The sequence below is a fragment of the Streptomyces sp. NPDC088762 genome, assembly GCF_044750905.1.
Taxonomy (GTDB): domain Bacteria; phylum Actinomycetota; class Actinomycetes; order Streptomycetales; family Streptomycetaceae; genus Streptomyces.
In genome coordinates this window covers 353,231-374,136 of record NZ_JBIVKT010000001.1, presented here as the reverse complement: position 1 = coordinate 374,136, position 20,906 = coordinate 353,231, and the positions used below count along the sequence as shown (strand labels likewise).

Below are 20,906 nucleotides of genomic sequence, written 5' to 3'. Positions count from 1 at the left end.
AGCCCGCAGAAGCCGGTGGGGAAGCCGCCCCCGTGCCCGCACACCACCCACCGGCCCCGAGACCGCCCGTGACCGCCGCGGCGCGCCGCCCCAACGGGCCACTTCTCGCACAAACAACCGGATGCCAATGTTCCGGTCACGTCAATTCGCGACGAACGGTGACGGACTGCGTGCGTTATGTGATGTGCTGGGGTCCGAATGAATGCCCGTTCGGGGGAACCGAGGGAGGGGAGCGATCATGAGTGCGGACCAGATCCGGCGTTGGGAGTCAGGTGCGCTCGCGCACGCGGTCACCGACCCCTTCGGGCAGGGCCCCCTGCCCTGGTTCCGGGGGAGCGAGCTCTACTTCGACGACACCGGCCAGGTCGTCCCCTGGTACGTGGACCCGGCCGCCGCGGCCGCCGGCACCGGCCAGATCCCCCGCGCCCGCGGCAACGGCGGCCCCCGCACCGCCGACGACGTGCACCGCCAGATCAAGGGCTTCAGCTCCACCGGAGCCGTCGCCCCCGGCGAGGCCATCGACTTCCACATCACCGTCGACCCGCCCCAGCAGTTCTCCGTCGACGTCTACCGGATCGGCCACTACGGCGGCGACGGCGCCTCCAAGATCACCACCAGCCCCCGCCTCTCCGGCATCGTCCAGCCGGCCCCCCTCGCCGCCGACCGGACGGTCTCCTGCCACCACTGGTGGCTGTCGTGGCGCCTCCAGGTCCCGTCCTACTGGAGCGTCGGCGCGTACGTCGCCGTCCTCACCACCGCCGACGGCTACCGCTCCCACATCCCCTTCACCGTCCGCGACGACCACCCCGCGGACCTCCTGCTCCTGCTCCCCGACATCACCTGGCAGGCCTACAACCTCTATCCGGAGGACGGCCGCACCGGCGCCAGCCTCTACCACGCCTGGGACGAGGAGGGCCGCCTCCTCGGCGAGCAGGACGCGGCCATCACCGTCTCCTTCGACCGGCCCTACGCCGGCGCCGGCCTGCCCCTCCACGTCGGCCACGCCTACGACTTCATCCGCTGGGCCGAGCGCTACGGCTACGACCTCGCCTACGCCGATGCCCGCGACCTGCACGCCGGCCGCGTCGACCCCACCCGGTACCGCGGACTCGTCTTCCCCGGCCACGACGAGTACTGGTCCGCCCCCATGCGCCGCACCGCCGAACGCGCCCGCGACCAGGGCACCTCGCTCGTCTTCCTCTCCGCCAACACCATGTACTGGCAGGTCGAGCTCGCGGCCTCCCCCTCCGGCGTCGAGGACCGGCTCCTCACCTGCCGAAAACGCCGCGGCCCCGGCCGCCCCAGCCTCTGGCGCGAGGTGGACCGTCCGGAGCAGCAGCTGCTCGGCATCCAGTACGCGGGACGGGTCCCCGAGCCGGCGCCCCTGATCGTGCGCAATGCCACGCACTGGCTCTGGGACTCCACCGGCGCCGGCGAGAACGACGAGCTGCCCGGCCTGGTCGCCGGCGAGGCCGACCGGTACTTCCCGCGCACCCAGCTCCCCGAGCACCAGGACCGGATCCTGCTCGCCCACTCCCCGTACCTCGACAGCGAGAACCACCGCCGCCACCAGGAGACGTCCCTCTACCGGGCGCCCAGCGGCGCCCTGGTCTTCGCGTCCGGCACCTTCGCCTGGTCCCCCGCGCTCGACCGCCCCGGCCACGTCGACGAGCGGGTCCAGCGGGCCACCGCGAACCTCCTCGACCGGATCTGCAAGAGGGACTGAGACCCCCTGACCGGGGCAGGGGCGCTCGTACGGGAGAATGGTTCCGCTCGTACAGAACCACAGGGAGACCCCGTGTCCGGATTCGTCGAAAAGCCCGAGCCGGTTCAGGTGCCCGGCCTCGTCCACCTCCACACCGGCAAGGTGCGCGACCTCTACCGCGACGAGGACGACCGCCTCGTCATGGTCGCCAGCGACCGCATGTCCGCCTACGACTGGGTCCTCCCCACCGAGATCCCGGACAAGGGCCGCGTCCTGACCCAGCTCTCCCTGTGGTGGTTCGACCAGCTCGCGGACCTCGTCCCGAACCACGTCATCTCCACCGACCTTCCCGCCGGCGCCCCCGCCGACTGGGCCGGCCGCACCCTGATCTGCCGGAACCTCGACATGGTCCCGGTCGAGTGCGTGGCCCGCGGCTACCTGACCGGCTCCGGCCTCGCCGAGTACGAGCAGACCCGCACCGTCTGCGGACTCGCCCTCCCCGAGGGGCTCGTCGACGGCTCCGAACTGCCGGCCCCGATCTTCACCCCGGCCGCCAAGGCCGCGGTCGGCGAGCACGACGAGAACGTCTCCTACGAGGAGGTCGCGCGCACCACCGGTCCCGAGACCGCCGCGATGCTGCGCCAGGTCACCCTGGCCGTCTACAGCCGCGCCCGGGACATCGCCCGTGAGCGCGGGATCATCCTGGCGGACACCAAGTTCGAGTTCGGCTTCGACCCGAAGGACGGCACGCTGGTCGCCGCCGACGAGGTGCTGACCCCCGACTCCTCCCGCTTCTGGCCCGCCGACCAGTGGGAGCCGGGCCGCACCCAGCCCTCCTTCGACAAGCAGTTCGTCCGCAACTGGCTGACCTCCCCGGCCTCCGGCTGGAACGCGAAGGGCGAACTCCCGCCGCCCGCACTGCCCCAGGACGTCGTCGCGCAGACCCGCGCCAAGTACATCGAGGCCTACGAGCGCCTCACCGGGCTGACCTGGAGCTGAGCCGGACGGCACACGACGAAGGCCCCGATCGGTGATCGGGGCCTTCGCGTTCTGAGCGGACAACGAGACTCGAACTCGCGACATCCACCTTGGCAAGGTGGTGCTCTACCAACTGAGCTATGTCCGCATGCGCCGTGGCGCGGGAACCACTATACCCAACCTCGCTCCCGTGCGAGACGCACCGCCGTGTGCCGGTTCTCGGCGCCCAGCTTCGTCGCCGCCGAGGACAGGTAGTTCCGTACGGTCCCCTGCGAGAGCGAGGCCCGGTCCGCGATCTCCGCGACCGGCGCCCCGTCCGCCGCCAGTTCCAGCACCTCCGTCTCCCGGGCGGTCAGCGGCGAATCCCCCGCGCTGATGGCGTCGGCCGCCAACTCCGGGTCCACGTAGCGGCCGCCCGCGTGCACGGTCCGGATCAGCTCGGCCAGCCGCTGCGCCGAGACGGTCTTCGGGGCGAAGGCCCGGACCCCCGCCGCCAGGGCCCGCTTCAGGTGTCCCGGCCGGCCGTGACTCGTCACGATCATGGCCTTGCAGTCGGGGAGCTCGGCCCGCAGGGATGTGGCGACACTCACACCGTCCGCGCCCGGCATCTGGAGGTCCAGCACCGCCACGTCCGGCCGGTGCGCCCGCGCCATGGCCAGGGCCTCCGGCCCGGACGCCGCCTGGGCGACGACCACCAGATCGTCCTCCAGGGCCAGAAGCGCGGCCAGCGCGCCCCGGATCAGGTGCTCGTCGTCGGCCAGCAGTACCCGTACGAGGCTCACGCCCCCACCTCCAGTCGTCGTGTCCGCGGGCCGGGGATCTCGGCCCGCAGCCGGAACCGGCCGCCCTCGGCCGGGCCCGCCAGCAAGGTCCCCTCCACCGCCGCGAGCCGTTCCCGCAGCCCCGCCAGCCCGGAGCCGGGCGGCCCGGCCGGGGTGCCGGGCGCCCCGTCGTTCTCCACCAGCAGCGTCACCGCGCCCTCCGCAGGCGCGGTCAGCCGGATCAGGCAGGTCTGCGCGTCCCCGTGCCGCAGGACGTTCGTCGTCGCCTCGCGCACCACCCAGCCGAGCGCCGACTGCACCTCGGAGGGCAGCCGGTGCACGGCCTCCTCGTACTCGACCCGGCAGTGCATCCCGGCTGCGCTCAGCACCCCGCGGGCGCCCTCCAGCTCCACCGCGAGATCCGCTTCCCGGTAGCCGCGCACGACGTCCCGTACCTCCCGCTGTGACTCGCGCGCGATCCGCTGCACCTCGACCATCTGGTCGACCGCCTCCGGGCGTTCGCGGCGCGCCAGCTGTACCGCCAGCTCGCTCTTGAGCGCGATCACCGCCAGGTTGCGGCCCATCACGTCGTGCAGGTCCCGTCCGAACCGCAGCCGCTCCTCGGCCACTGCCAGCTGTGCCTGGAGCTCCCGGGCGCGGTCCAGCTCGTGGACGGTGTTCAGCAGCCACCCGGAGAACCCGTAGGCCAGGCTCATGAACAGGCCGGTCAGCAGCACTGCGACCGCGTAGCCGGCGACCTCGCCCGGGGGCAGGCCGAGGGCGACCGTCGCGGCGGCCGCGGCGACCGTCGCACCCGGGGCGACGCACCACATGTGCCGGACCTTCTTCAGGCACAGCACCACCGATCCCGTACCGAAGGAACTCATGCCGATCACCAGGGACGGGGCGACCGACGCGTCGATGTGCCCGCTCTTGCGGAGGGAGAGCGTGGCGACGCACGCAACGGCCGTCAGGACCGCCGTGGCCGCCGCGAGCCGCACCGGACGGTCCCGGCGCCCCACCACCCGGTCCAGCGCCCTGGAGGAGAGGAATCCGACCAGCACCGAGTGCGCGCACAGGGCAAGGAAGACCGCGACGGAGACGGGACGCGAGGACGACCTCATCGCCGCCGAGCCCACCAGGGGCAATCCGAACGACCCGATCTCGATCAGTACGAAGAAGTGGAACGAGCAGCGTGTGTACAGCTCGACCTTCGCCGCGCTGCTGCGGTTCTTCCACCACCCGGTCAGTCTCGACACGGCCCGGCCCCCGAAGTTGTTCTAGCGGCGCGGTTCCCACCGGAACCGCCTCTGGACAGCAAACACCGTGATCATGACCCAGACCGGCGCGGTACCCAGCCTCGCGGCTCCCCGGCCGGGCCGGCAGTGCGCGGTGTCATGCGCCGCGATGACATTTGTCAGGGGATTCGTCCCTGGCGGGAAGCCCCGGGAAACACGAAGAAGGCCCCGGTCGTAATGACCGGGGCCTTCTCCTTATGGAGCGGACGACGCGACTCGAACGCGCGACATCCACCTTGGCAAGGTGGTGCTCTACCAACTGAGCTACGTCCGCATGTACTGCGTGCACTGCCGGGGCAATGCGTGCATCACTCTACCTGATCCACGGCAGTGGTCGGTAAACCGATGCAGAGCGGGTGACAGGGATCGCACACTGCGCCTTCCTCCTGGAAGGAGGATGTTCTGCTACTGAACTACACCCGCACGACCTTCGGGGCTTGACCTTGCGGTCTGGCCCCTCGGCGTGATCCACACACTAGCCGACCCATGGGGGTGGATGGCAAATCGGCCCTCAGTGAGCCGCGTTGTAGGCCTCGTAGATCTTCTTGGGGATGCGGCCGCGCGGCGGCACCTCGTACTGGTTCGACCGGGCCCAGGCGCGGACGACCGCCGGGTCCGGCGCGATGGACGTGTGCTTGAAGGTCTTCCCCGAGCGCGACTGCCGGCGGCCGGCGGCCACGAAGGGGGCCAGACTCTTCCGCAGTTTCTTTGCGTTCGCCACATTGAGGTCGATCTCGTACGACTTACCGTCCAGAGCGAACACGACCGTTTCCGCCGCTTCCCCGCCGTCGATGTCATCGGAGAGCGTGACCACTACGCGCTGCGCCACGGATATCGGTCCCTTCGTGCGACGCGCCGCCACCTGCTGACGTGCGGCGATGTCGCCTGTGTGGATGTTTCGGGGCAATGCATCTTTCCACGGGAATCCCGGGTGATTCCTTTGTACCCCGATTCTCATTGCATTGCGAAGCCCAGTTAATTCTCTCCGCGTGTCCCGCCGCAATCCCGGGCGCGTGGTTTTCCGGGGGATTTTGCGAAGCGTTGGTGAAGCCGAAACCGCTCGGCGATCAGGACCGAAGGATATCTACCCGCGTAGAAATTTCGGCCGGGTACGCTGAGGGAACCGCCTTCGCACCAACCACCTCATCGGGAGTGCCAGTGGCACGCGTCGTAGTCGACGTCATGCTCAAGCCGGAGATCCTCGACCCCCAGGGCCAGGCGGTGCAGCGTGCACTGCCGCGCCTGGGCTTCGAGGGCATCGCCGACGTCCGCCAGGGGAAGCGTTTCGAGCTGGAAGTGGAGGGACCGGTCGACCAGGCCGCCCTCGACCGCATCCACAAGATGGCCGAAACGTTCCTCGCCAACACCGTCATCGAAGACTTCACCGTGCGGGTCGAGACCGCGAAGGTCGAGGCCTGACGGTGACCACACGCATCGGAGTCGTCACGTTCCCCGGAACGCTCGACGACCGTGACTCGCTGCGCGCCGTCCGCCTCGCGGGGGCCGAGCCGGTCTCGCTCTGGCACCGCGACAAGGACCTGCACCAGGTCGACGCGGTCGTCCTCGCGGGCGGCTTCTCCTACGGGGACTACCTGCGCGCCGGAGCCATCTCCCGCTTCTCGCCGGTGATGGAGACCATCATCGAGCAGGCCAGGGCGGGCATGCCCGTCCTCGGCATCTGCAACGGCTTCCAGGTCCTCACCGAGGCCCACCTGCTGCCGGGGGCGATGCTCCGCAACAACCACCTGCACTTCATCTGCCGCGACCAGAAGCTGCGGGTGGAGAACGCGGAGACCTCGTGGACCGGCGACTACGACGCCGGCCAGGAGATCTCCGTACCGCTCAAGAACATGGACGGCCGGTACGTCGCCGACGAGCGCGTGCTCGACGAACTGGAGGCCGAAGGCCGCGTGGCCTTCCGGTACGTCGACGTGAACCCGAACGGGTCGCTGCGCGACATCGCCGGCATCACCAACGCCGCGGGCAACGTCGTCGGCCTCATGCCGCACCCCGAGCACGCGGTCGAGCCGCTGATCGGGACGGGCCGCACCGACGGCCTCCCGTTCTTCACCTCGGTCCTGAAGAAGCTGGTCTCCGCATGAGCCTCGACACCGTCAAGAACGCCACCGAGACGCCGGACGCCTCCCAGCCGTGGAAGGAACTCGGCCTCAAGGAGGACGAGTACGCCCGCATCCGCGAGATCCTCGGCCGCCGCCCCACCGGCGCGGAGCTCGCCATGTACTCCGTCATGTGGTCCGAGCACTGCTCGTACAAGAGCAGCAAGGTCCACCTGAAGCAGTTCGGCGAGAAGGCCCCGCAGAACGACGCCATGCTCGTCGGCATCGGCGAGAACGCCGGCGTCGTCGACGTCGGCCAGGGCTACGCGGTCACCTTCAAGGTCGAGTCGCACAACCACCCGAGCTACATCGAGCCCTACCAGGGCGCGGCCACCGGCGTCGGCGGCATCGTCCGCGACATCCTCGCCATGGGCGCCCGCCCGGTCGCGGTCGTGGACCCGCTGCGCTTCGGCGCGGCCGACCACCCCGACACCAAGCGCGTCCTGCCGGGCGTCGTCGCGGGCATCGGCGGCTACGGCAACTGCCTGGGCCTGCCGAACATCGGCGGCGAGGTCGTCTTCGACGCCTGCTACCAGGGCAACCCGCTGGTCAACGCCGGCTGCATCGGCGTGATGAAGCACGAGGACATCCACCTCGCCAAGGCCTCCGGCCCCGGCAACAAGGTCATCCTCTACGGCGCCCGCACCGGCGGCGACGGCATCGGCGGCGTGTCCGTACTGGCCTCCGAGACCTTCGACGACACGAAGCCGACCAAGCGCCCCGCCGTCCAGGTCGGCGACCCCTTCCAGGAGAAGCTCCTCATCGAGTGCACCCTGGAGATCTTCAAGGAGAAGCTGGTCGCGGGCATCCAGGACCTCGGCGGCGCCGGGCTCTCCTGCGCCACCTCCGAGCTGGCCTCCGCCGGCTCCGGCGGCATGCGCGTCGAGCTGGACACCGTCCCGCTGCGCGACGCGACCCTCTCGCCCGAGGAAATCCTCATGAGCGAGTCGCAGGAGCGGATGTGCGCGATCGTCGAGCCGCAGCACGTCGAACGCTTCATGGAGATCTGCGAGAAGTGGGACGTCATCGCCACCGTCATCGGTGAGGTGACCGACGGCGAGCGCCTGGAGATCTTCTGGCACGGCGAGCAGATCGTGGACGTGCCCCCGGGCACCGTCGCCCACGAGGGCCCGGTCTACCACCGCCCCTACGCCCGCCCCTCCTGGCAGGACGCCCTCCAGGCCGACGACGCGGGCAGGCTGCCGCGGCCGCAGACCTCCGAGGAGCTCCGCGCGCAGGTCCTGGCCCTGGTCTCCTCCCCGAACCAGGCCTCCAAGTCGTGGGTCACCGACCAGTACGACCGCTTCGTGCAGGGCAACACCGTCCTCGCGCAGCCCGAGGACGCGGGCATGGTCCGCATCGACGAGGAGTCCAACCTCGGCGTGGCCATGGCGACCGACGGCAACGGCCGCTACGCCAAGCTCGACCCGTACACGGGCGCGCAGCTGGCGCTCGCGGAGTCGTACCGCAACGTGGCCGCGACCGGCGCCAAGCCGCTCGCGATCTCCGACTGCCTCAACTTCGGTTCGCCGGAGGACCCGGACGTCATGTGGCAGTTCGCCGAGGCCTGCCGCGGTCTGGCGGACGGCTGCCTGGAGCTGGGCACCCCGGTGACCGGCGGCAACGTCTCGCTCTACAACCAGACGGGCGAGACCGCGATCCACCCGACCCCCGTCGTGGCGGTCCTCGGAGTCATCGACGACGTCAACCGCCGTACGCCGATGGCGTTCTCGGAGGCCGGCCAGCTGCTGTACCTGCTGGGTGACACGGCCGAGGAGTTCGGCGGCTCGGCCTGGTCCCAGGTCGTCCACGACCACCTGGGCGGCATGCCCCCGAAGGTGGACCTGGGCCGCGAGAAGCTGCTCGCCGAGATCCTGATCTCCGCCTCGCGCGACGGCATGATCGACGCCGCGCACGACCTGTCCGACGGCGGTGTGATCCAGGCGCTCGCCGAGTCCTGCCTCAAGGGCGGCAACGGCGCGCGCGTCGTGGTCCCCGAGGGCCTGGACGCCTTCACCTTCCTGTTCTCCGAGTCCGCGGGCCGGGCCATCGTGGCCGTCCCGCGCAGCGAGGAGCTCCGCTTCACCGACATGTGCGGTGCGCGGGGTCTGCCGGTCACCCGCATCGGCGTGGTGGACGGCGAGGAGATCGAGGTCCAGGGCGAGTTCACCCTTCCCCTCGCGGAGCTCCGCGAGGCCCACGAGGCGACGATCCCGGCCCTGCTGTCCTGATCCCCGCCCCTCGCGTACGAGCCCCCGGCCGGTTTCCTCCGGCCGGGGGCTCGGCCGTTCCCGGCGGGGGCCCCGGTTGGTACCGTCACCGCGTCGTCGCAGTTGCAAGAGTGGGGGGCGGGGGATGTTCGAACCGATGGGACCGTCCAGCGGGGGACCACTGCCGGACCGAGGCCGATGGCGCAATGCGGTCAATTTGCTGCTGTGCATCGCCGGTGTGGGCGGAATCGTCTTCGGCGGCTGGGCCCTGTACGGCTCGTACCAGTCGTGGCAGTACCGCGGGGAGAGCCGCACCGCGGTCCGGGCGGCGTGCGCGGACCTGGTCGACGCCGACGCGGTGATGGGGCTGAACGGCGGCCGCGACCGGCTGAGGGCGAGCGAGGTCAGGGACAGGAGCAGGCTCGACCTCGATCAGTTGCCGGACGAGTGCGTCCTGACGGCCGCCCAGGAGGAGCACGGCAAGACCGTGTGGTTGGTTCACTTCGGCCTCAAGGTGCACTCGCTCCCGCAGCAGGGCCTGCATGTGATCGATCCCGACGACGGCCCGTTCCCTTCGGGGCGCGTCCGGGGCGCCGTCGAGGACGTCACCGACCAGGTGAGCGATCCCCTGCCCGCGCCCCTGGGCGACGGAAGCGCGGGGACCTACACCGCCCGGACCGTCTCGGTGACAGCCGTCTGTGCGCGGCCCGCTGCCGGTGTGACCTCCTACCGGGCCTCGGCGACCGCCCGGTACGGCGACCCGGACGACAAGGAACGCAAGACCCTCGCCTCGCTCGCCCGGACCGCGGCGGTGAAGGCCGCGGAGCGCGGCGGCTGCGCCGTCACCCCGCCCGAACTGCCCGCCGCGCTGCCCGCGCCGGGGCGCATTCTCGGTCCCGCCGAGCAGGGCACCGGCAGCTGCGCGTGGTACGCGGGTTTCCTGCGCGGCCGCCAGGACCGGGAGCGGCTCCCGGACAAGGCGCTCGGCGTGCCGGTGCCGGAGCACGGCGCGACCGAGTCCTGCGTGCTGGCGCTGGACACGCAGACCCGAGAGGGCATCCATGCCCGGCTCCTGGCGGCCGGGGTGAAAGCCGGGGGCCCCAGCGACCGCTGGACCAACCCCTGGTGGCTGCAGACCTTCTCGTACTTCGGCGACGACGCGGCCGGGACCAAGGTGGAGCCCTTCACCAAGAAGCCCACCGCCATCGCCGCCGGCCAGGCAGGGCGGGACTACCTGGTCCTGTACGCCTCGGCCACCTGCCAGGGCCGCCCCGCCGTCCTCGGCATGACCACGGCCTACCGGTACGACGTGGTGCTCGGCCCGCGTCTCGACGAGGTCTTCGCGGCCTACGCCACCGAGACGGCGACGCGGCGCGGGTGTACCGGACTCGTGCTGCCCGGGCCCCAGTAGGGTCGGGGCATGCCGCCCGGGAAGAAGAAGCCGCGTACCTACGACCCCGCCAGGATCCGAGCCGCCGTCACCGCGCAGTTCGGGCATGTAGCGCGGGCCGTCCGGGAGTTGGGCCCCGAGCAGCTGGCGGTGCCCAGCGGCGTCGGGGAGTGGAGCGTGGCCGAGCTCGCCGCGCACGTCGCGTGGATCGCGGACTCCCTCGCCGGCGGCCTCGCCCGGCCGCCCGGCGCCGTCGCCGAGCTGACGGCCGTCGAATGGCCCTCCGTCACCGCCTCCCTCGCGGGGAAGATCTCCGAGGCCGCCCGGGAGACCCTCGACGGGGCCCCGCTGCCCGAGCTGTTCGACCGTGCGGCCGACCGCATGGCGGAGGCGCTCGCGGCCAACCCGGGCGGACGCGTGCTGCACCTGTGGATCGGCGACATGACCCTGGCCGACTTCCTGGTCACGCGGACCGTGGAGCTGGTGGTCCACACCGACGACCTCAACCGGGCCGCCGGACTGGACATCCCGCTCGAACGGCAGGCCCTGGCCGCCGCCACCCGGCTGCTCGCCGACGCCCTCGCGCTCAAGGCGCCGGGCGGTTCGGTCGAGGTACGGATCCCGCCCTTCGCGGTGGTCCAGTGCATCGAGGGCCCCCGCCACACGCGCGGCACCCCGCCGAACGTGGTGGAGACCGACCCGCTGACCTGGCTCCGGCTCGCCACGGGCCGTACGGGATGGGCCGAGATGCTGGACGCGGCGCAGGTCAGCGCGAGCGGCGAGCGGGCCGACCTGTCGGCGCTGCTGCCGCTGATGAGCTGAGGGGGCGCAACCGGTGGAACCGCCTGCCGTTCCGGCCCGTCCCAGGAGCATGCGTACCTTCCGGCACGTCCCGATCGGCCTGGCCGCCGTCGTCCCGGTGCTCGCACTCGCCCTCACCGCATGCGGCCGGACCGAGGAGGGAGCGTCCGCCACGCTCCCCGACCTCACCGGCCCCTGGGCCGTCGAGTCCCTGACCACCGGCGGCCGCACCCTGCACGCGCCCGACCGTGCCCGCGTCGACCTCGCGGAGAAGGAGGCCACGGGCAACTACGGGTGCAATGGCTTCACCGCCGCGGTCGACTTCTCCGGGACGTCCGCGGTGACGGTCACCCCGGGGGCCACGACCGAGATGGCCTGCGCGGACATGGAGTTCGAGACCCAGTTCGCCAAGCTCTTCAAGGGCCGGCTGACCATCGACCGCGGGCCCGACCGGCTCACCCTGAAGACCGCCGACGGGAGCACGATCGCGATGACCCCGAGGCCCCCGGACGCGGACGCCCCGCTGATCGTGACCCAGTGGACGGTCGACTCGCTGATCAGCGGAGCGACGGTTGCCTCGGTCCCCGCCGAGGCGGCCGGCAAGGCCCGGTTCACCGTGGGCGCCGACGGCAGCGCGAGCGGCGTCCTCGGCTGCAACCGGTTCAGCGCCAAGGCCACCGTCGAGGGGTCCACGCTCACCTTCGGGCCGGTGACCTCCACCCGTATGGCGTGCGAGGGCCCGGCGGGGGAGGTGGAGCGGGCGCTGACCGAGCTGTTCGGCAGCGGTCCGCTGACCTGGAAGATCCAGGACCGGGCACTGACCCTCACCGCTCCCGACGGCAAGGGCCTGACCGCCCGGGCGGCCTCCGCCGCCGAATAGCCCGCGCCGAAGCCGCCGACCGGCCGAGCGGCCGGGCCGCCGAGCGGCCCGGCCCCGGCTCAGCCCGGGTACGGCAGCAGCCCCGCGTCCACCGCCTCCCAGGCCGCCCGCAGCTCCGCCAGCCGGGCCGGCTCGGCCGCCGCCTTGTCGGCCTGCTCGCGGACGTCCCCGGCCAGGTGGAACAGCTGGTCCCTGCCCGCCTTGCCCCGGTAGTACTTCCAGTCGCCGCGCCGCAGCGCCCGCTCCCCGCGGACCCGCCAGAACAGATTCCGCTCGGCGAGCCCCTCCCCGCGCAGCAGGTACCCGGCCAGGCTCACCCCGTCCAGCGGGTACGCCGGGTGCGGGCGGGTCCCGGCCACCTCCAGCAGCGTCGCCGTCCAGTCCGGGCTGAAGACCGGGACGCGGCTGACCTGGCCGCCGTCCAGCCGCGCGGGCCAGCGCACGATGTTCGGCACCCGGATCCCGCCCTCCTGGAGGGAGGCCTTGTTGCCCGACAGCGGCCAGTTGTACGAGAAGCGCTCGCCGCCGTTGTCGCTGGAGAAGACGACCAGGGTGTTCTCCTCCTGGCCCGAGCGCGCCAGCGCCTTCAGCACCTCGCCGACCGACCGGTCCAGGTCCTCGACCATCTGCTTGTACTTCGCGACGGAACCGCCGTCCTGGTGCCACAGGGCGCGTCCGTCGCCCGCCTTGATCCGCCGGACGATCTCGGCGCTCTGCTCCGTGTCCCCGTCGGCGATCCACGGCCAGTGCGGGGTGGTGTAGTTCAGGTTCAGCAGCCACGGCTTGCCGCCGTGGTCGCGGGAGACGTACTCGCTCGCCCGCTCGGTGATGATCCGCGTGTAGTAGCGCAGGTCCTTGTACTCGGCGTCGCCCTCGTAGAGGTCGTACTCCCCGCCCAGGCCGAGCTTGGAGTAGTACTCCAGCGCCCCGCCGAAGTTGCCGAAGAACTCGTCCCAGCCGGACTTCGTCGGGCTGTAGTCGGGCAGGTATCCGGCGTGCCACTTGCCGATCAGCGCGGTGGCGTAGCCGGCCCCCTTCAGCAGCGAGGCCAGCGTCGGATGGGTGGGATCCAGGCCCGCGGACTTGTCGGCGATGGGCTCGGCCAGGCCGCCCTTGGTACGGCCCGGGTAGCGGCCGGTGTACAGGCTGAACCGGGTCGGCGAGCAGGTCGCGGAGCCCGCGTAGGCGTCGGTGAACCGCACGCCCTGACGGGCCAGGCGGTCCAGGTTCGGGGTCTTGATGTGCGGGGACCCGTAGGAGGACAGGTCCGCCCAGCCCAGGTCGTCACCCAGGATGAACAGGATGTTCGGCCGGCGCGACTGCCGGCCGCGCGCGGCCCGGAACTCGCGTTCCGCACGCCCCGCCTCCGGGGCGTCGGCCGCGGCCGCGGGGGCGGCGCCGAGTCCTACCGCGGCGGCGGCCGCGGTCGCTCCGACGGCACCTCCGAAGGCGCGGCGGGACAGCTTGCTGTCGTACGAAGACACAGGTACTCCAAGGCACGGCTCACCCACCCGTCCCCGGCGGGGCGCGGCACGGCGCGCGGCACGGCAGGACAGGACTGGGCTGAGCGGAAATGTGAAAAGGGGGAAAAGAGTTGTGGCTACGCGGAACAGCGACAGATGGCGCTCGCGACACGGACCAGGTCCACGTGCCGGCGCTCGACGAGGGTGACGGAACGGTCACCGAGGGGCTGCATGGGGCGAGAGCCTGTACGAATGCGCTTGTAGCTGTCAACAAGCCCATCCGCATACCGAGACAGGGGCACGCAGTCACCCTCTGTGCTGTGAGATTTCCCGGGTATCCCGAATTCGGACCAGTGGTCGATCTCGCCTACACTCGGAGATGTGCCTCGTGGTGATGGACGACTCAACCACGACCTGCTCCCCGGTGAGAAAGGCCCCCAGGACGCTTGCGGCGTCTTCGGTGTCTGGGCTCCGGGTGAAGAGGTCGCCAAGCTCACCTACTTCGGACTGTATGCCCTGCAGCACCGTGGACAAGAGTCCGCGGGAATCGCTGTGAGCAACGGTTCCCAGATCCTCGTCTTCAAGGACATGGGCCTCGTTTCCCAGGTCTTCGACGAAACCTCTCTCGGCTCGCTCCAGGGTCATATCGCGGTCGGTCACGCCCGCTACTCGACCACCGGAGCCTCCGTCTGGGAGAACGCTCAGCCCACTTTCCGCGCGACCGCCCACGGCTCCATCGCCCTGGGTCACAACGGCAACCTGGTGAACACCGCCGAGCTCGCCGAGATGGTCGCCGACCTCCCCCGTCAGGACGGTCGTGCCACCCAGGTGGCCGCCACCAACGACACCGACCTGGTCACCGCCCTGCTCGCGGGGCAGACCGACGAGGACGGCAAGCCCCTGACCATCGAGGAGTCGGCCGCCCGGGTCCTCCCGCAGGTCAAGGGTGCGTTCTCGCTGGTCTTCATGGACGAGGGAACCCTCTACACCGCCCGTGACCCGCAGGGCATCCGCCCGCTGGTCCTCGGCCGCCTGGAGCGCGGCTGGGTGGTCGCGAGCGAGACCGCCGCCCTCGACATCTGCGGCGCCAGCTTCGTCCGCGAGGTCGAGCCGGGCGAGCTCATCGCGATCGACGAGAACGGCCTGCGCACCTCCCGCTTCGCAGAAGCGAAGCCCAAGGGCTGCGTGTTCGAGTACGTCTACCTGGCGCGCCCGGACACCGACATCGCCGGCCGGAACGTGTACCTCTCGCGCGTCGAGATGGGCCGGCGCCTGGCCAAGGAGGCCCCGGTCGAGGCCGACCTGGTGATAGCGACGCCGGAGTCCGGCACGCCCGCCGCGGTCGGATACGCCGAGGCCAGCGGGATCCCGTACGGCTCCGGCCTGGTCAAGAACGCCTACGTCGGCCGGACCTTCATCCAGCCCTCGCAGACGATCCGCCAGCTCGGCATCCGCCTGAAGCTCAACCCCCTCAAGGAAGTCATCCGGGGCAAGCGCCTCGTGGTCGTCGACGACTCGATCGTCCGCGGCAACACCCAGCGCGCGCTGGTCAAGATGCTCCGCGAGGCCGGCGCCGCCGAGGTCCACATCCGGATCTCCTCGCCGCCGGTGAAGTGGCCGTGCTTCTTCGGCATCGACTTCGCCACCCGGGCCGAGCTGATCGCCAACGGCATGACGGTCGACGAGATCGCCACGTCGCTGGGCGCGGACTCGCTCTCGTACATCTCGCTGGACGCGATGATCGAGGCCACGACCATCCAGAAGCCCAACCTCTGCCGTGCCTGCTTCGACGGCGAGTACCCGATGGAGCTGCCCGACCCGCAGCTCCTGGGCAAGCAGCTCCTGGAGAACGAGCTCGCCGGCGGCACGGACGCCGCCGACGCGCTGCGCCGCCCGTAGGGCCCGCGCCTCCCGCTCAACCTGCGCCGGGCCCCTCCTTTGAAGCTTTTCCGGGGGCCCGGCACCACAGCAGTAACGACACGAAAGCTCTCTCCTGTCATGACAGAGAAGACCACCGGTGCCAGCTACGCAGCAGCAGGTGTCGACATCGAAGCGGGAGACCGCGCCGTCGAGCTGATGAAGGAGTGGGTGAAGAAGACGCAGCGTCCCGAGGTCCTCGGCGGCCTCGGCGGTTTCGCCGGCCTCTTCGACGCCTCCGCCCTCAAGCGCTACGAGCGCCCGCTGCTCGCCTCAGCCACCGACGGAGTCGGCACGAAGGTGGACATCGCCCGCCAGATGGGCGTGTACGACACCATCGGCCACGACCTGGTCGCCATGGTCATGGACGACATCGTCGTCTGCGGGGCCGAGCCGCTCTTCATGACCGACTACATCTGCGTCGGCAAGGTGCACCCCGAGCGGGTCGCCGCCATCGTCAAGGGCATCGCCGAGGGCTGTGTCCTCGCCGGCTGCGCCCTCGTCGGCGGCGAGACCGCCGAGCACCCGGGGCTCCTGGGCCCGGACGACTTCGACGTGGCGGGCGCCGGCACCGGTGTCGTCGAGTACGACCGCCTGCTCGGCGCCGATCGCATCCGTACGGGGGACGCCGTCATCGCGATGGCTTCGTCCGGCCTTCACTCGAACGGGTACTCGCTCGTCCGGCACGTCCTCTTCGACCGGGCCAAGATGTCCCTGGAGCAGGAGGTCGCCGAGCTCGGCCGCACCCTCGGCGAGGAGCTGCTGGAGCCCACCAAGATCTACTCGCTGGACTGCCTGGCCCTCACCCGTACGGCCGAGGTCCACGCGTACTCGCACATCACCGGCGGCGGACTCGCGGCGAACCTGGCCCGGGTCATCCCGGACCACCTGCACGCCACGGTCGACCGCTCCACCTGGACTCCCGGAGCCGTCTTCGACCTGGTCGGCAAGGCCGGCAGCGTCGAGCAGCTGGAGCTGGAGAAGACCCTGAACATGGGCGTCGGCATGATGGCCGTGGTCCCGCAGGAGTCGGTGGACGTGGCCCTGACCGTGCTGGCCGACCGGGGCGTCGACGCCTGGGTCGCGGGAGAGATCCTCGACCGGGGTGACCACACCGAGGGCGCGACCCTCACGGGTGCCTACGCGAGCTGAGCAGCACTGAAACCCGGCCCGGGGCAATGCCCTGGACCGGGTTTCAGCTATATGACCTGCTGTGCAGACGCCCTAGGGCGTCAAGCGCCGCGACGCTGTGCCGACGGGCCGGACTCTTCGTCCTCATCGTCGTCGTTGTAGAGAGCCGCGTACTTGGCGTACGGGTCGTCGTCGTCCAGATCGTCATCGACTTCGACCGGCTCGCTGACAGGCAGCGGCTCCGTCGGCGATGCGCCCAGCTCATTGGCCAGACGCGAGAGGTCAGTCCCGCCGCTGTTGTACTTCAGCTGGCGGGCGACCTTTGTCTGCTTGGCCTTGGCCCGGCCGCGCCCCATGGCTCGACCCCCTCGGTGACGGGGCTCGACGGCCCCAGAGTCTGACACGCGTTCATGGTTCGGAGCGGGCTCTCCGTGAAGAGACCGTCCGTAGGGGTTTAACGGTACCTGCTTCCGCGGCCATACGGTACGCCGCCCGCATGACGCGCCCCGGTGCAGAACCAACAAGGCGCCCCGTCCTCGCTGGTCAACCGCGATTTTAACCCTTTCCTGGCGAGCGACCCGCCGAAGCGCAGTGAGTTCCGTCTCGCCGCGCCCCGGCGGGCCGCCCAAGGGTCCCCCGGAAGGGTCAGACCGCGCGGGCGGCGCGGGCGTCCGCCATCCGCTGCTCGGCGATCCGGTCGGCCGCCGCGGCCGGCGGGATGCCGTCCGTCTTCGCGCGAGCAAAGATCTCCAGGGTGGTGTCGAAGATCTTCGTGGCCTTGGCCTTGCAGCGGTCGAAGTCGAAACCGACCAGCTCGTCGGCGACCTGGATCACGCCGCCCGCGTTGACCACGTAGTCCGGGGCGTAGAGGATCCCGCGGTCTTCGAGGTCCTTCTCGATGCCCGGGTGGGCGAGCTGGTTGTTGGCCGCGCCGCAGACGATCCGGGCGGTCAGGGCCGGCACCGACTCGTCGTTCAGGGCGCCGCCCAGCGCGCAGGGGGCGTAGATGTCCAGGCCGGGAACGCGGATCAGCGCGTCCGTGTCGAGGACCGCCGTGACCTTGCCCGGGTGCTTCTCGAGGATCCGGCGTACGGATTCTTCCCGTACGTCCGTGATCACGACCTCGGCGCCGTCCGCCAGCAGGTGCTCGACCAGGTAGTGGCCGACCTTGCCGACACCCGCCACGCCGACCTTGCGGCCGCGCAGGGTCGGGTCGCCCCACAGGTGCTGGGCGCTGGCGCGCATGCCCTGGAAGACACCGAAGGCGGTGAGCACCGAGGAGTCGCCCGCGCCGCCGTTCTCGGGGGAGCGGCCGGTGGCCCACCGGGTCTCGCGGGCCACGATGTCCATGTCGGCGACGTAGGTGCCGACGTCGCAGGCGGTGACGTACCGACCGCCGAGGGACTCCACGAACCGGCCGTAGGCCAGGAGCAGTTCCTCGGACTTGATGACGTCAGGGTCGCCGATGATCACGGCCTTGCCGCCGCCGAGGTCGAGACCGGCGAGGGCGTTCTTGTACGACATGCCGCGCGAGAGGTTGAGCGCGTCCATGACGGCCTCCTCGTCGGAGGCGTACGCGTGGAAGCGCGTACCGCCGAGGGCGGGGCCCAGAGCGGTGGAGTGGATCGCGATGACGGCCTTGAGGCCTGTGGCTCGGTCCTGGCACAGCACGACTTGCTCGTGGCCGCCCTGCTCCGTACGGAACAGGGTGTGCAGGACGCCGTCGGTCATTTCGGTCACGGTGGTGACTCCCATGGAAGAGATGCGGCGGAATGACGCCCGCCCTGCGGGTGGGGGAGGGCGTGCTGGGAGCAGAGTAAGACCTGCGGGGCGTGCGTAGGTGACCTGTCCGGAGATCGGAACACTCCCGGGGGACGGGCGGCCCCGGCCGGCCCGGCAACAGGGGTCCCGGAGGTGAGCCGGGCCGCCGGGAGGGGCAGTACGAGAGCGTGAGCGAATCCCCTCCTTCCGCGCGCTCGGCGCCGACCGTTCCGTACGCCTCCTACCTGCGCGTCTACGAGCCACTGGCGGCTTTCCCCGAGGCGGAGCGCGCGCACTGGGCCGACTACGCCCGGCGCGGGCCCGCCCCGACCGCGCAGGACGAACTGCGCAGGTCCCTCACGGACTTGGTACGGGTGCCCGTGGTGGGGGTGCCGGCGCACGAGAGCGCGGACGCCTTCACCGCCGAGGTCGACGGGGTGCTGCTGGTCTGCCCGTGGCGGACCAGGCTGCGCGGCTGGCTGGCGCTCCAGGAGCTGGTCGAGTCGTTCCCGGGCCCGGTGCTGGACGCGGCGCTCCCGCCGGGCGAGCGCCGGCGGGCGGCGGAGGAGTACGAGCGCTGGCGCGAGCGGAACCCGGACGCCCGCCCCTGGATCCGTACCGGGGTGTGGCAGGTGCCCCTGCGCTGGTTCGTCCTGGTGGCCGAGGAGGAGCGGGAGTACCTGCCGGGCGAGCGGCTGCGCTACCGGACGCCGATGGTGCAGGCGCGGCGACGCCTCGCGCGGGCGCTGCGGACGCTGCGGGAGGCGGAGGGCTACGGGGCGCTCGCGGACGGTCTGGTGGAGGTGGGGAGCTGGCTGGAGGAGTTCCACCCGCGGTCGATGGTCGAACTGGATTACGGCGGACTGCTGCACGCACTGCCGGCGGCCGGGCTGGCGGAGGACCGGTCGGCCGGGGAACTGGCGGCCGGCATCGCCGCCTTGCGGGCGGGCGATGCCCGCGGGGCGGCCGAGGCGTACGGGGTGCTGGCGGACCGGTGGCGGTCGGTCCGGGAGAGGCTGTTCGCGAATTAGTCCGAGAGAGCGGATCATGCTGCGACGGGTCGCGGGGGATCCGTCCGTACCCCTGCGTATCGGCCGATCGGTCATAAATCGCTGATCAGAGGCCTGAAGATGGCATTTGGGACGTAGTTCCAGGACCTTCGTCCCGATACGGGCCATTGGCCCAAGGGTGACGGACCGCACTATCTACACCCTTGCGCCCTTCCCCTACCCTCGTGCCAAAATAGGACAAGGAGTCCGGGGAGGGTTCCTTCCGTCCAACTAAGGGCGGAATGCTCGGCATTGCGCTCTACGGGGGGTCTGACGACTCCTGATCGCTCTGTGACTGATCGTTACAGTGGGGTGACTGTCCGTTATGGGACGGTCCATCGGCTTCCGCCGCTGATGAACACCTCGGAGGGCAATTCCGTCGGTTTGGCCCTTGGGGCTGGACAGATGGTGTAGTTGTAGTGCCGAGGACAAGCCGTTCGTCCTATAACCGACTCGGCCCGCGTGTGTCCATTTCGGGCAACGCGGGCCAAGGTGCAGAATTTAGAGGAAAGAACCGAGATGGTTCGGTTCTCCCGAGGAGGCCGCTCATGACCGCTCGCACCCCTGATGCCGAGCCGCTGCTGACCCCGGCTGAGGTTGCCACGATGTTCCGCGTGGACCCGAAGACGGTCACCCGTTGGGCCAAGGCTGGCAAGCTCACGTCCATCCGCACCCTGGGTGGACACCGCCGTTACCGCGAGGCCGAGGTTCGCGCCCTGCTTGCGGGAATTCCGCAGCAGCGCAGCGAGGCCTGAGGTTTCGCGACACCCCGCTTTAACGGGTTTGTCGGGTCCCCCAATCCGATGAAACCCACATAGCTTCAAACGACCGGACCTGCCCCAACAGGTTCTCGGTCGTTCGATCGCGCTGGACTCCGCCGGGTCCAGCGCGATCTTTTTTATGCCCAGGCCGGGGCGGTTCGGACAGGTGCGCGGGCTACTGGCGAGTTGGGTGCCATTGCACATATTAAATCGACCGCGCGTAGGGGTGCGATAAATGTGCGCGTCTCAAAAACTCATACGGTGACTCCCGTCACAGATGATCACTCTTGTATTTCCGGCAATGCACCCCGTATGGGGACGCGCGCGGTCGGGCGCATCATGCGAAAGGGGGATTCTCGGGACGGCCGCCGACGGCTCACGAGGACGTGAGGAGCCGGGAAGGACACCCCGGAGCCCCCAGGGGTGCCCGAGGACCCTCAACAGCCCCTGAGGGGCCCTGGGAGCCCGCGCCCCGCCCCGCGCTCGGCCCTGCGCCCCGCCCTGCGCCCCGCTCCGTGGGGCGGTGCCGGGCCGCCCCACGGTTGTCTGCCAACGCGTCAGGGCCCGTATCCCTTGCGGGATACGGGCCCTGACGTTGTTGCGATCCTGACGGGACTTGAACCCGCGACCTCCACCTTGACAGGGTGGCGAGCTAACCAACTGCTCCACAGGACCTTGATGCGC

The 20,906-nt window shown here is 70.7% G+C and carries 19 protein-coding genes and 4 tRNA genes; 12 read left to right on the top strand and 11 right to left on the bottom strand.

The annotated features are described in order from the left end of the window. The first annotated feature begins 238 nt into the window (after nucleotides 1-238). Nucleotides 239-1,726: a N,N-dimethylformamidase beta subunit family domain-containing protein gene (locus ACIP5M_RS01725; RefSeq protein ID WP_401190749.1), complete on the top strand. Its 1,488-nt coding sequence runs from the start codon at nucleotides 239-241 to the stop codon at nucleotides 1,724-1,726. Nucleotides 1,727-1,798: 72 nt separating this feature from the next. Next, nucleotides 1,799-2,704, top strand: coding sequence for a phosphoribosylaminoimidazolesuccinocarboxamide synthase (locus ACIP5M_RS01720; protein WP_401190747.1), 906 nt, complete (start codon nucleotides 1,799-1,801; stop codon nucleotides 2,702-2,704). A 54-nt stretch (nucleotides 2,705-2,758) separates the two neighbouring features. Here the strand turns inward: ACIP5M_RS01720 and ACIP5M_RS01715 are convergent. The 6 genes from ACIP5M_RS01715 to ACIP5M_RS01690 all read right to left on the bottom strand — a co-directional run bounded on the left by ACIP5M_RS01715 (nucleotide 2,759) and on the right by ACIP5M_RS01690 (nucleotide 5,571). Next, nucleotides 2,759-2,831: transfer RNA gene (locus tag ACIP5M_RS01715), tRNA-Gly, on the bottom strand. 22 nt (nucleotides 2,832-2,853) lie between these two features. Beyond that, nucleotides 2,854-3,465 (bottom strand): response regulator, encoded by a 612-nt coding sequence (locus ACIP5M_RS01710; RefSeq protein ID WP_401190745.1) that lies wholly within the window; start codon nucleotides 3,463-3,465, stop codon nucleotides 2,854-2,856. Beyond that, nucleotides 3,462-4,703, bottom strand: a complete 1,242-nt coding sequence (locus tag ACIP5M_RS01705) for a sensor histidine kinase (RefSeq protein ID WP_401190743.1) — start codon at nucleotides 4,701-4,703, stop codon at nucleotides 3,462-3,464. The genes ACIP5M_RS01710 and ACIP5M_RS01705 overlap by 4 nt, the downstream gene beginning before the upstream one ends. A 237-nt stretch (nucleotides 4,704-4,940) precedes the next feature. Beyond that, nucleotides 4,941-5,016, bottom strand: a tRNA-Gly gene (locus ACIP5M_RS01700). Nucleotides 5,017-5,093: 77 nt separating this feature from the next. Continuing rightward, nucleotides 5,094-5,165: transfer RNA gene (locus tag ACIP5M_RS01695), tRNA-Gly, on the bottom strand. Between the two features lie 88 nt (nucleotides 5,166-5,253). Next, a complete protein-coding gene (locus ACIP5M_RS01690) occupies nucleotides 5,254-5,571 on the bottom strand; it encodes an Lsr2 family protein (RefSeq protein WP_401190742.1) in 318 nt (105 codons plus the stop codon). A 329-nt stretch (nucleotides 5,572-5,900) separates the two neighbouring features. Here ACIP5M_RS01690 and purS point away from each other — a divergent pair, with 329 nt between their 5' ends. The 6 genes from purS to ACIP5M_RS01660 all read left to right on the top strand — a co-directional run bounded on the left by purS (nucleotide 5,901) and on the right by ACIP5M_RS01660 (nucleotide 12,140). Then, the gene (gene purS / locus ACIP5M_RS01685) at nucleotides 5,901-6,161 is read left to right on the top strand and encodes a phosphoribosylformylglycinamidine synthase subunit PurS (protein WP_214942389.1); all 261 of its coding nucleotides are present in this window, start codon (nucleotides 5,901-5,903) and stop codon (nucleotides 6,159-6,161) included. Between the two features lie 2 nt (nucleotides 6,162-6,163). Further along, nucleotides 6,164-6,844 carry a phosphoribosylformylglycinamidine synthase subunit PurQ gene (purQ, locus tag ACIP5M_RS01680; RefSeq protein ID WP_401190740.1) on the top strand — a complete coding sequence of 227 codons (681 nt, stop codon included), beginning with the start codon at nucleotides 6,164-6,166 and terminating at the stop codon, nucleotides 6,842-6,844. Then, on the top strand, nucleotides 6,841-9,090 hold the full coding sequence (purL, locus tag ACIP5M_RS01675) for a phosphoribosylformylglycinamidine synthase subunit PurL (protein WP_401190738.1): 2,250 nt from the start codon (nucleotides 6,841-6,843) through the stop codon (nucleotides 9,088-9,090). Before purQ ends, purL begins: the two co-directional genes overlap by 4 nt. 136 nt (nucleotides 9,091-9,226) lie before the next feature. Then, a complete protein-coding gene (locus ACIP5M_RS01670) occupies nucleotides 9,227-10,480 on the top strand; it encodes a hypothetical protein (protein ID WP_401190736.1) in 1,254 nt (417 codons plus the stop codon). Nucleotides 10,481-10,489: 9 nt separating this feature from the next. Further along, complete coding sequence (locus ACIP5M_RS01665) at nucleotides 10,490-11,281, top strand: sterol carrier family protein (RefSeq protein WP_401190734.1); 792 nt, start codon at nucleotides 10,490-10,492, stop codon at nucleotides 11,279-11,281. Between the two features lie 49 nt (nucleotides 11,282-11,330). After that, nucleotides 11,331-12,140: an META domain-containing protein gene (locus ACIP5M_RS01660; protein WP_401190732.1), complete on the top strand. Its 810-nt coding sequence runs from the start codon at nucleotides 11,331-11,333 to the stop codon at nucleotides 12,138-12,140. A gap of 59 nt (nucleotides 12,141-12,199) precedes the next feature. On the opposite strand, the gene ACIP5M_RS01655 is transcribed toward ACIP5M_RS01660, so the two are convergent. Together ACIP5M_RS01655 and ACIP5M_RS01650 are read right to left on the bottom strand one after the other, a co-directional pair. Next, on the bottom strand, nucleotides 12,200-13,624 hold the full coding sequence (locus ACIP5M_RS01655; protein WP_401190730.1) for a sulfatase-like hydrolase/transferase: 1,425 nt from the start codon (nucleotides 13,622-13,624) through the stop codon (nucleotides 12,200-12,202). 116 nt (nucleotides 13,625-13,740) lie between these two features. Further along, complete coding sequence (locus ACIP5M_RS01650; RefSeq protein ID WP_350325720.1) at nucleotides 13,741-13,836, bottom strand: putative leader peptide; 96 nt, start codon at nucleotides 13,834-13,836, stop codon at nucleotides 13,741-13,743. 148 nt (nucleotides 13,837-13,984) lie between these two features. Here ACIP5M_RS01650 and purF point away from each other — a divergent pair, with 148 nt between their 5' ends. Both purF and purM read left to right on the top strand, forming a co-directional pair. Continuing rightward, nucleotides 13,985-15,502, top strand: coding sequence for an amidophosphoribosyltransferase (gene purF, locus ACIP5M_RS01645; protein WP_401190728.1), 1,518 nt, complete (start codon nucleotides 13,985-13,987; stop codon nucleotides 15,500-15,502). 99 nt (nucleotides 15,503-15,601) lie between these two features. Continuing rightward, entirely contained in the window at nucleotides 15,602-16,672 is a 1,071-nt protein-coding gene (gene purM, locus ACIP5M_RS01640; RefSeq protein ID WP_401190726.1) for a phosphoribosylformylglycinamidine cyclo-ligase, read from the top strand. An 80-nt stretch (nucleotides 16,673-16,752) separates the two neighbouring features. On the opposite strand, the gene ACIP5M_RS01635 is transcribed toward purM, so the two are convergent. Continuing rightward, entirely contained in the window at nucleotides 16,753-17,007 is a 255-nt protein-coding gene (locus tag ACIP5M_RS01635) for a DUF3073 domain-containing protein (RefSeq protein ID WP_215014111.1), read from the bottom strand. A 289-nt stretch (nucleotides 17,008-17,296) separates the two neighbouring features. Beyond that, nucleotides 17,297-18,391, bottom strand: a complete 1,095-nt coding sequence (locus tag ACIP5M_RS01630) for a Leu/Phe/Val dehydrogenase (protein ID WP_401190724.1) — start codon at nucleotides 18,389-18,391, stop codon at nucleotides 17,297-17,299. A 209-nt stretch (nucleotides 18,392-18,600) separates the two neighbouring features. Here ACIP5M_RS01630 and ACIP5M_RS01625 point away from each other — a divergent pair, with 209 nt between their 5' ends. Both ACIP5M_RS01625 and bldC read left to right on the top strand, forming a co-directional pair. Continuing rightward, nucleotides 18,601-19,443 carry a hypothetical protein gene (locus tag ACIP5M_RS01625; RefSeq protein WP_401190722.1) on the top strand — a complete coding sequence of 281 codons (843 nt, stop codon included), beginning with the start codon at nucleotides 18,601-18,603 and terminating at the stop codon, nucleotides 19,441-19,443. A gap of 566 nt (nucleotides 19,444-20,009) precedes the next feature. Beyond that, nucleotides 20,010-20,216 carry a developmental transcriptional regulator BldC gene (bldC, locus tag ACIP5M_RS01620; RefSeq protein WP_003949541.1) on the top strand — a complete coding sequence of 69 codons (207 nt, stop codon included), beginning with the start codon at nucleotides 20,010-20,012 and terminating at the stop codon, nucleotides 20,214-20,216. 607 nt (nucleotides 20,217-20,823) lie between these two features. Here bldC and ACIP5M_RS01615 read toward each other — a convergent pair. Next, a tRNA-Asp gene (locus ACIP5M_RS01615) sits at nucleotides 20,824-20,897 on the bottom strand. Nucleotides 20,898-20,906: the final 9 nt, after the last annotated feature.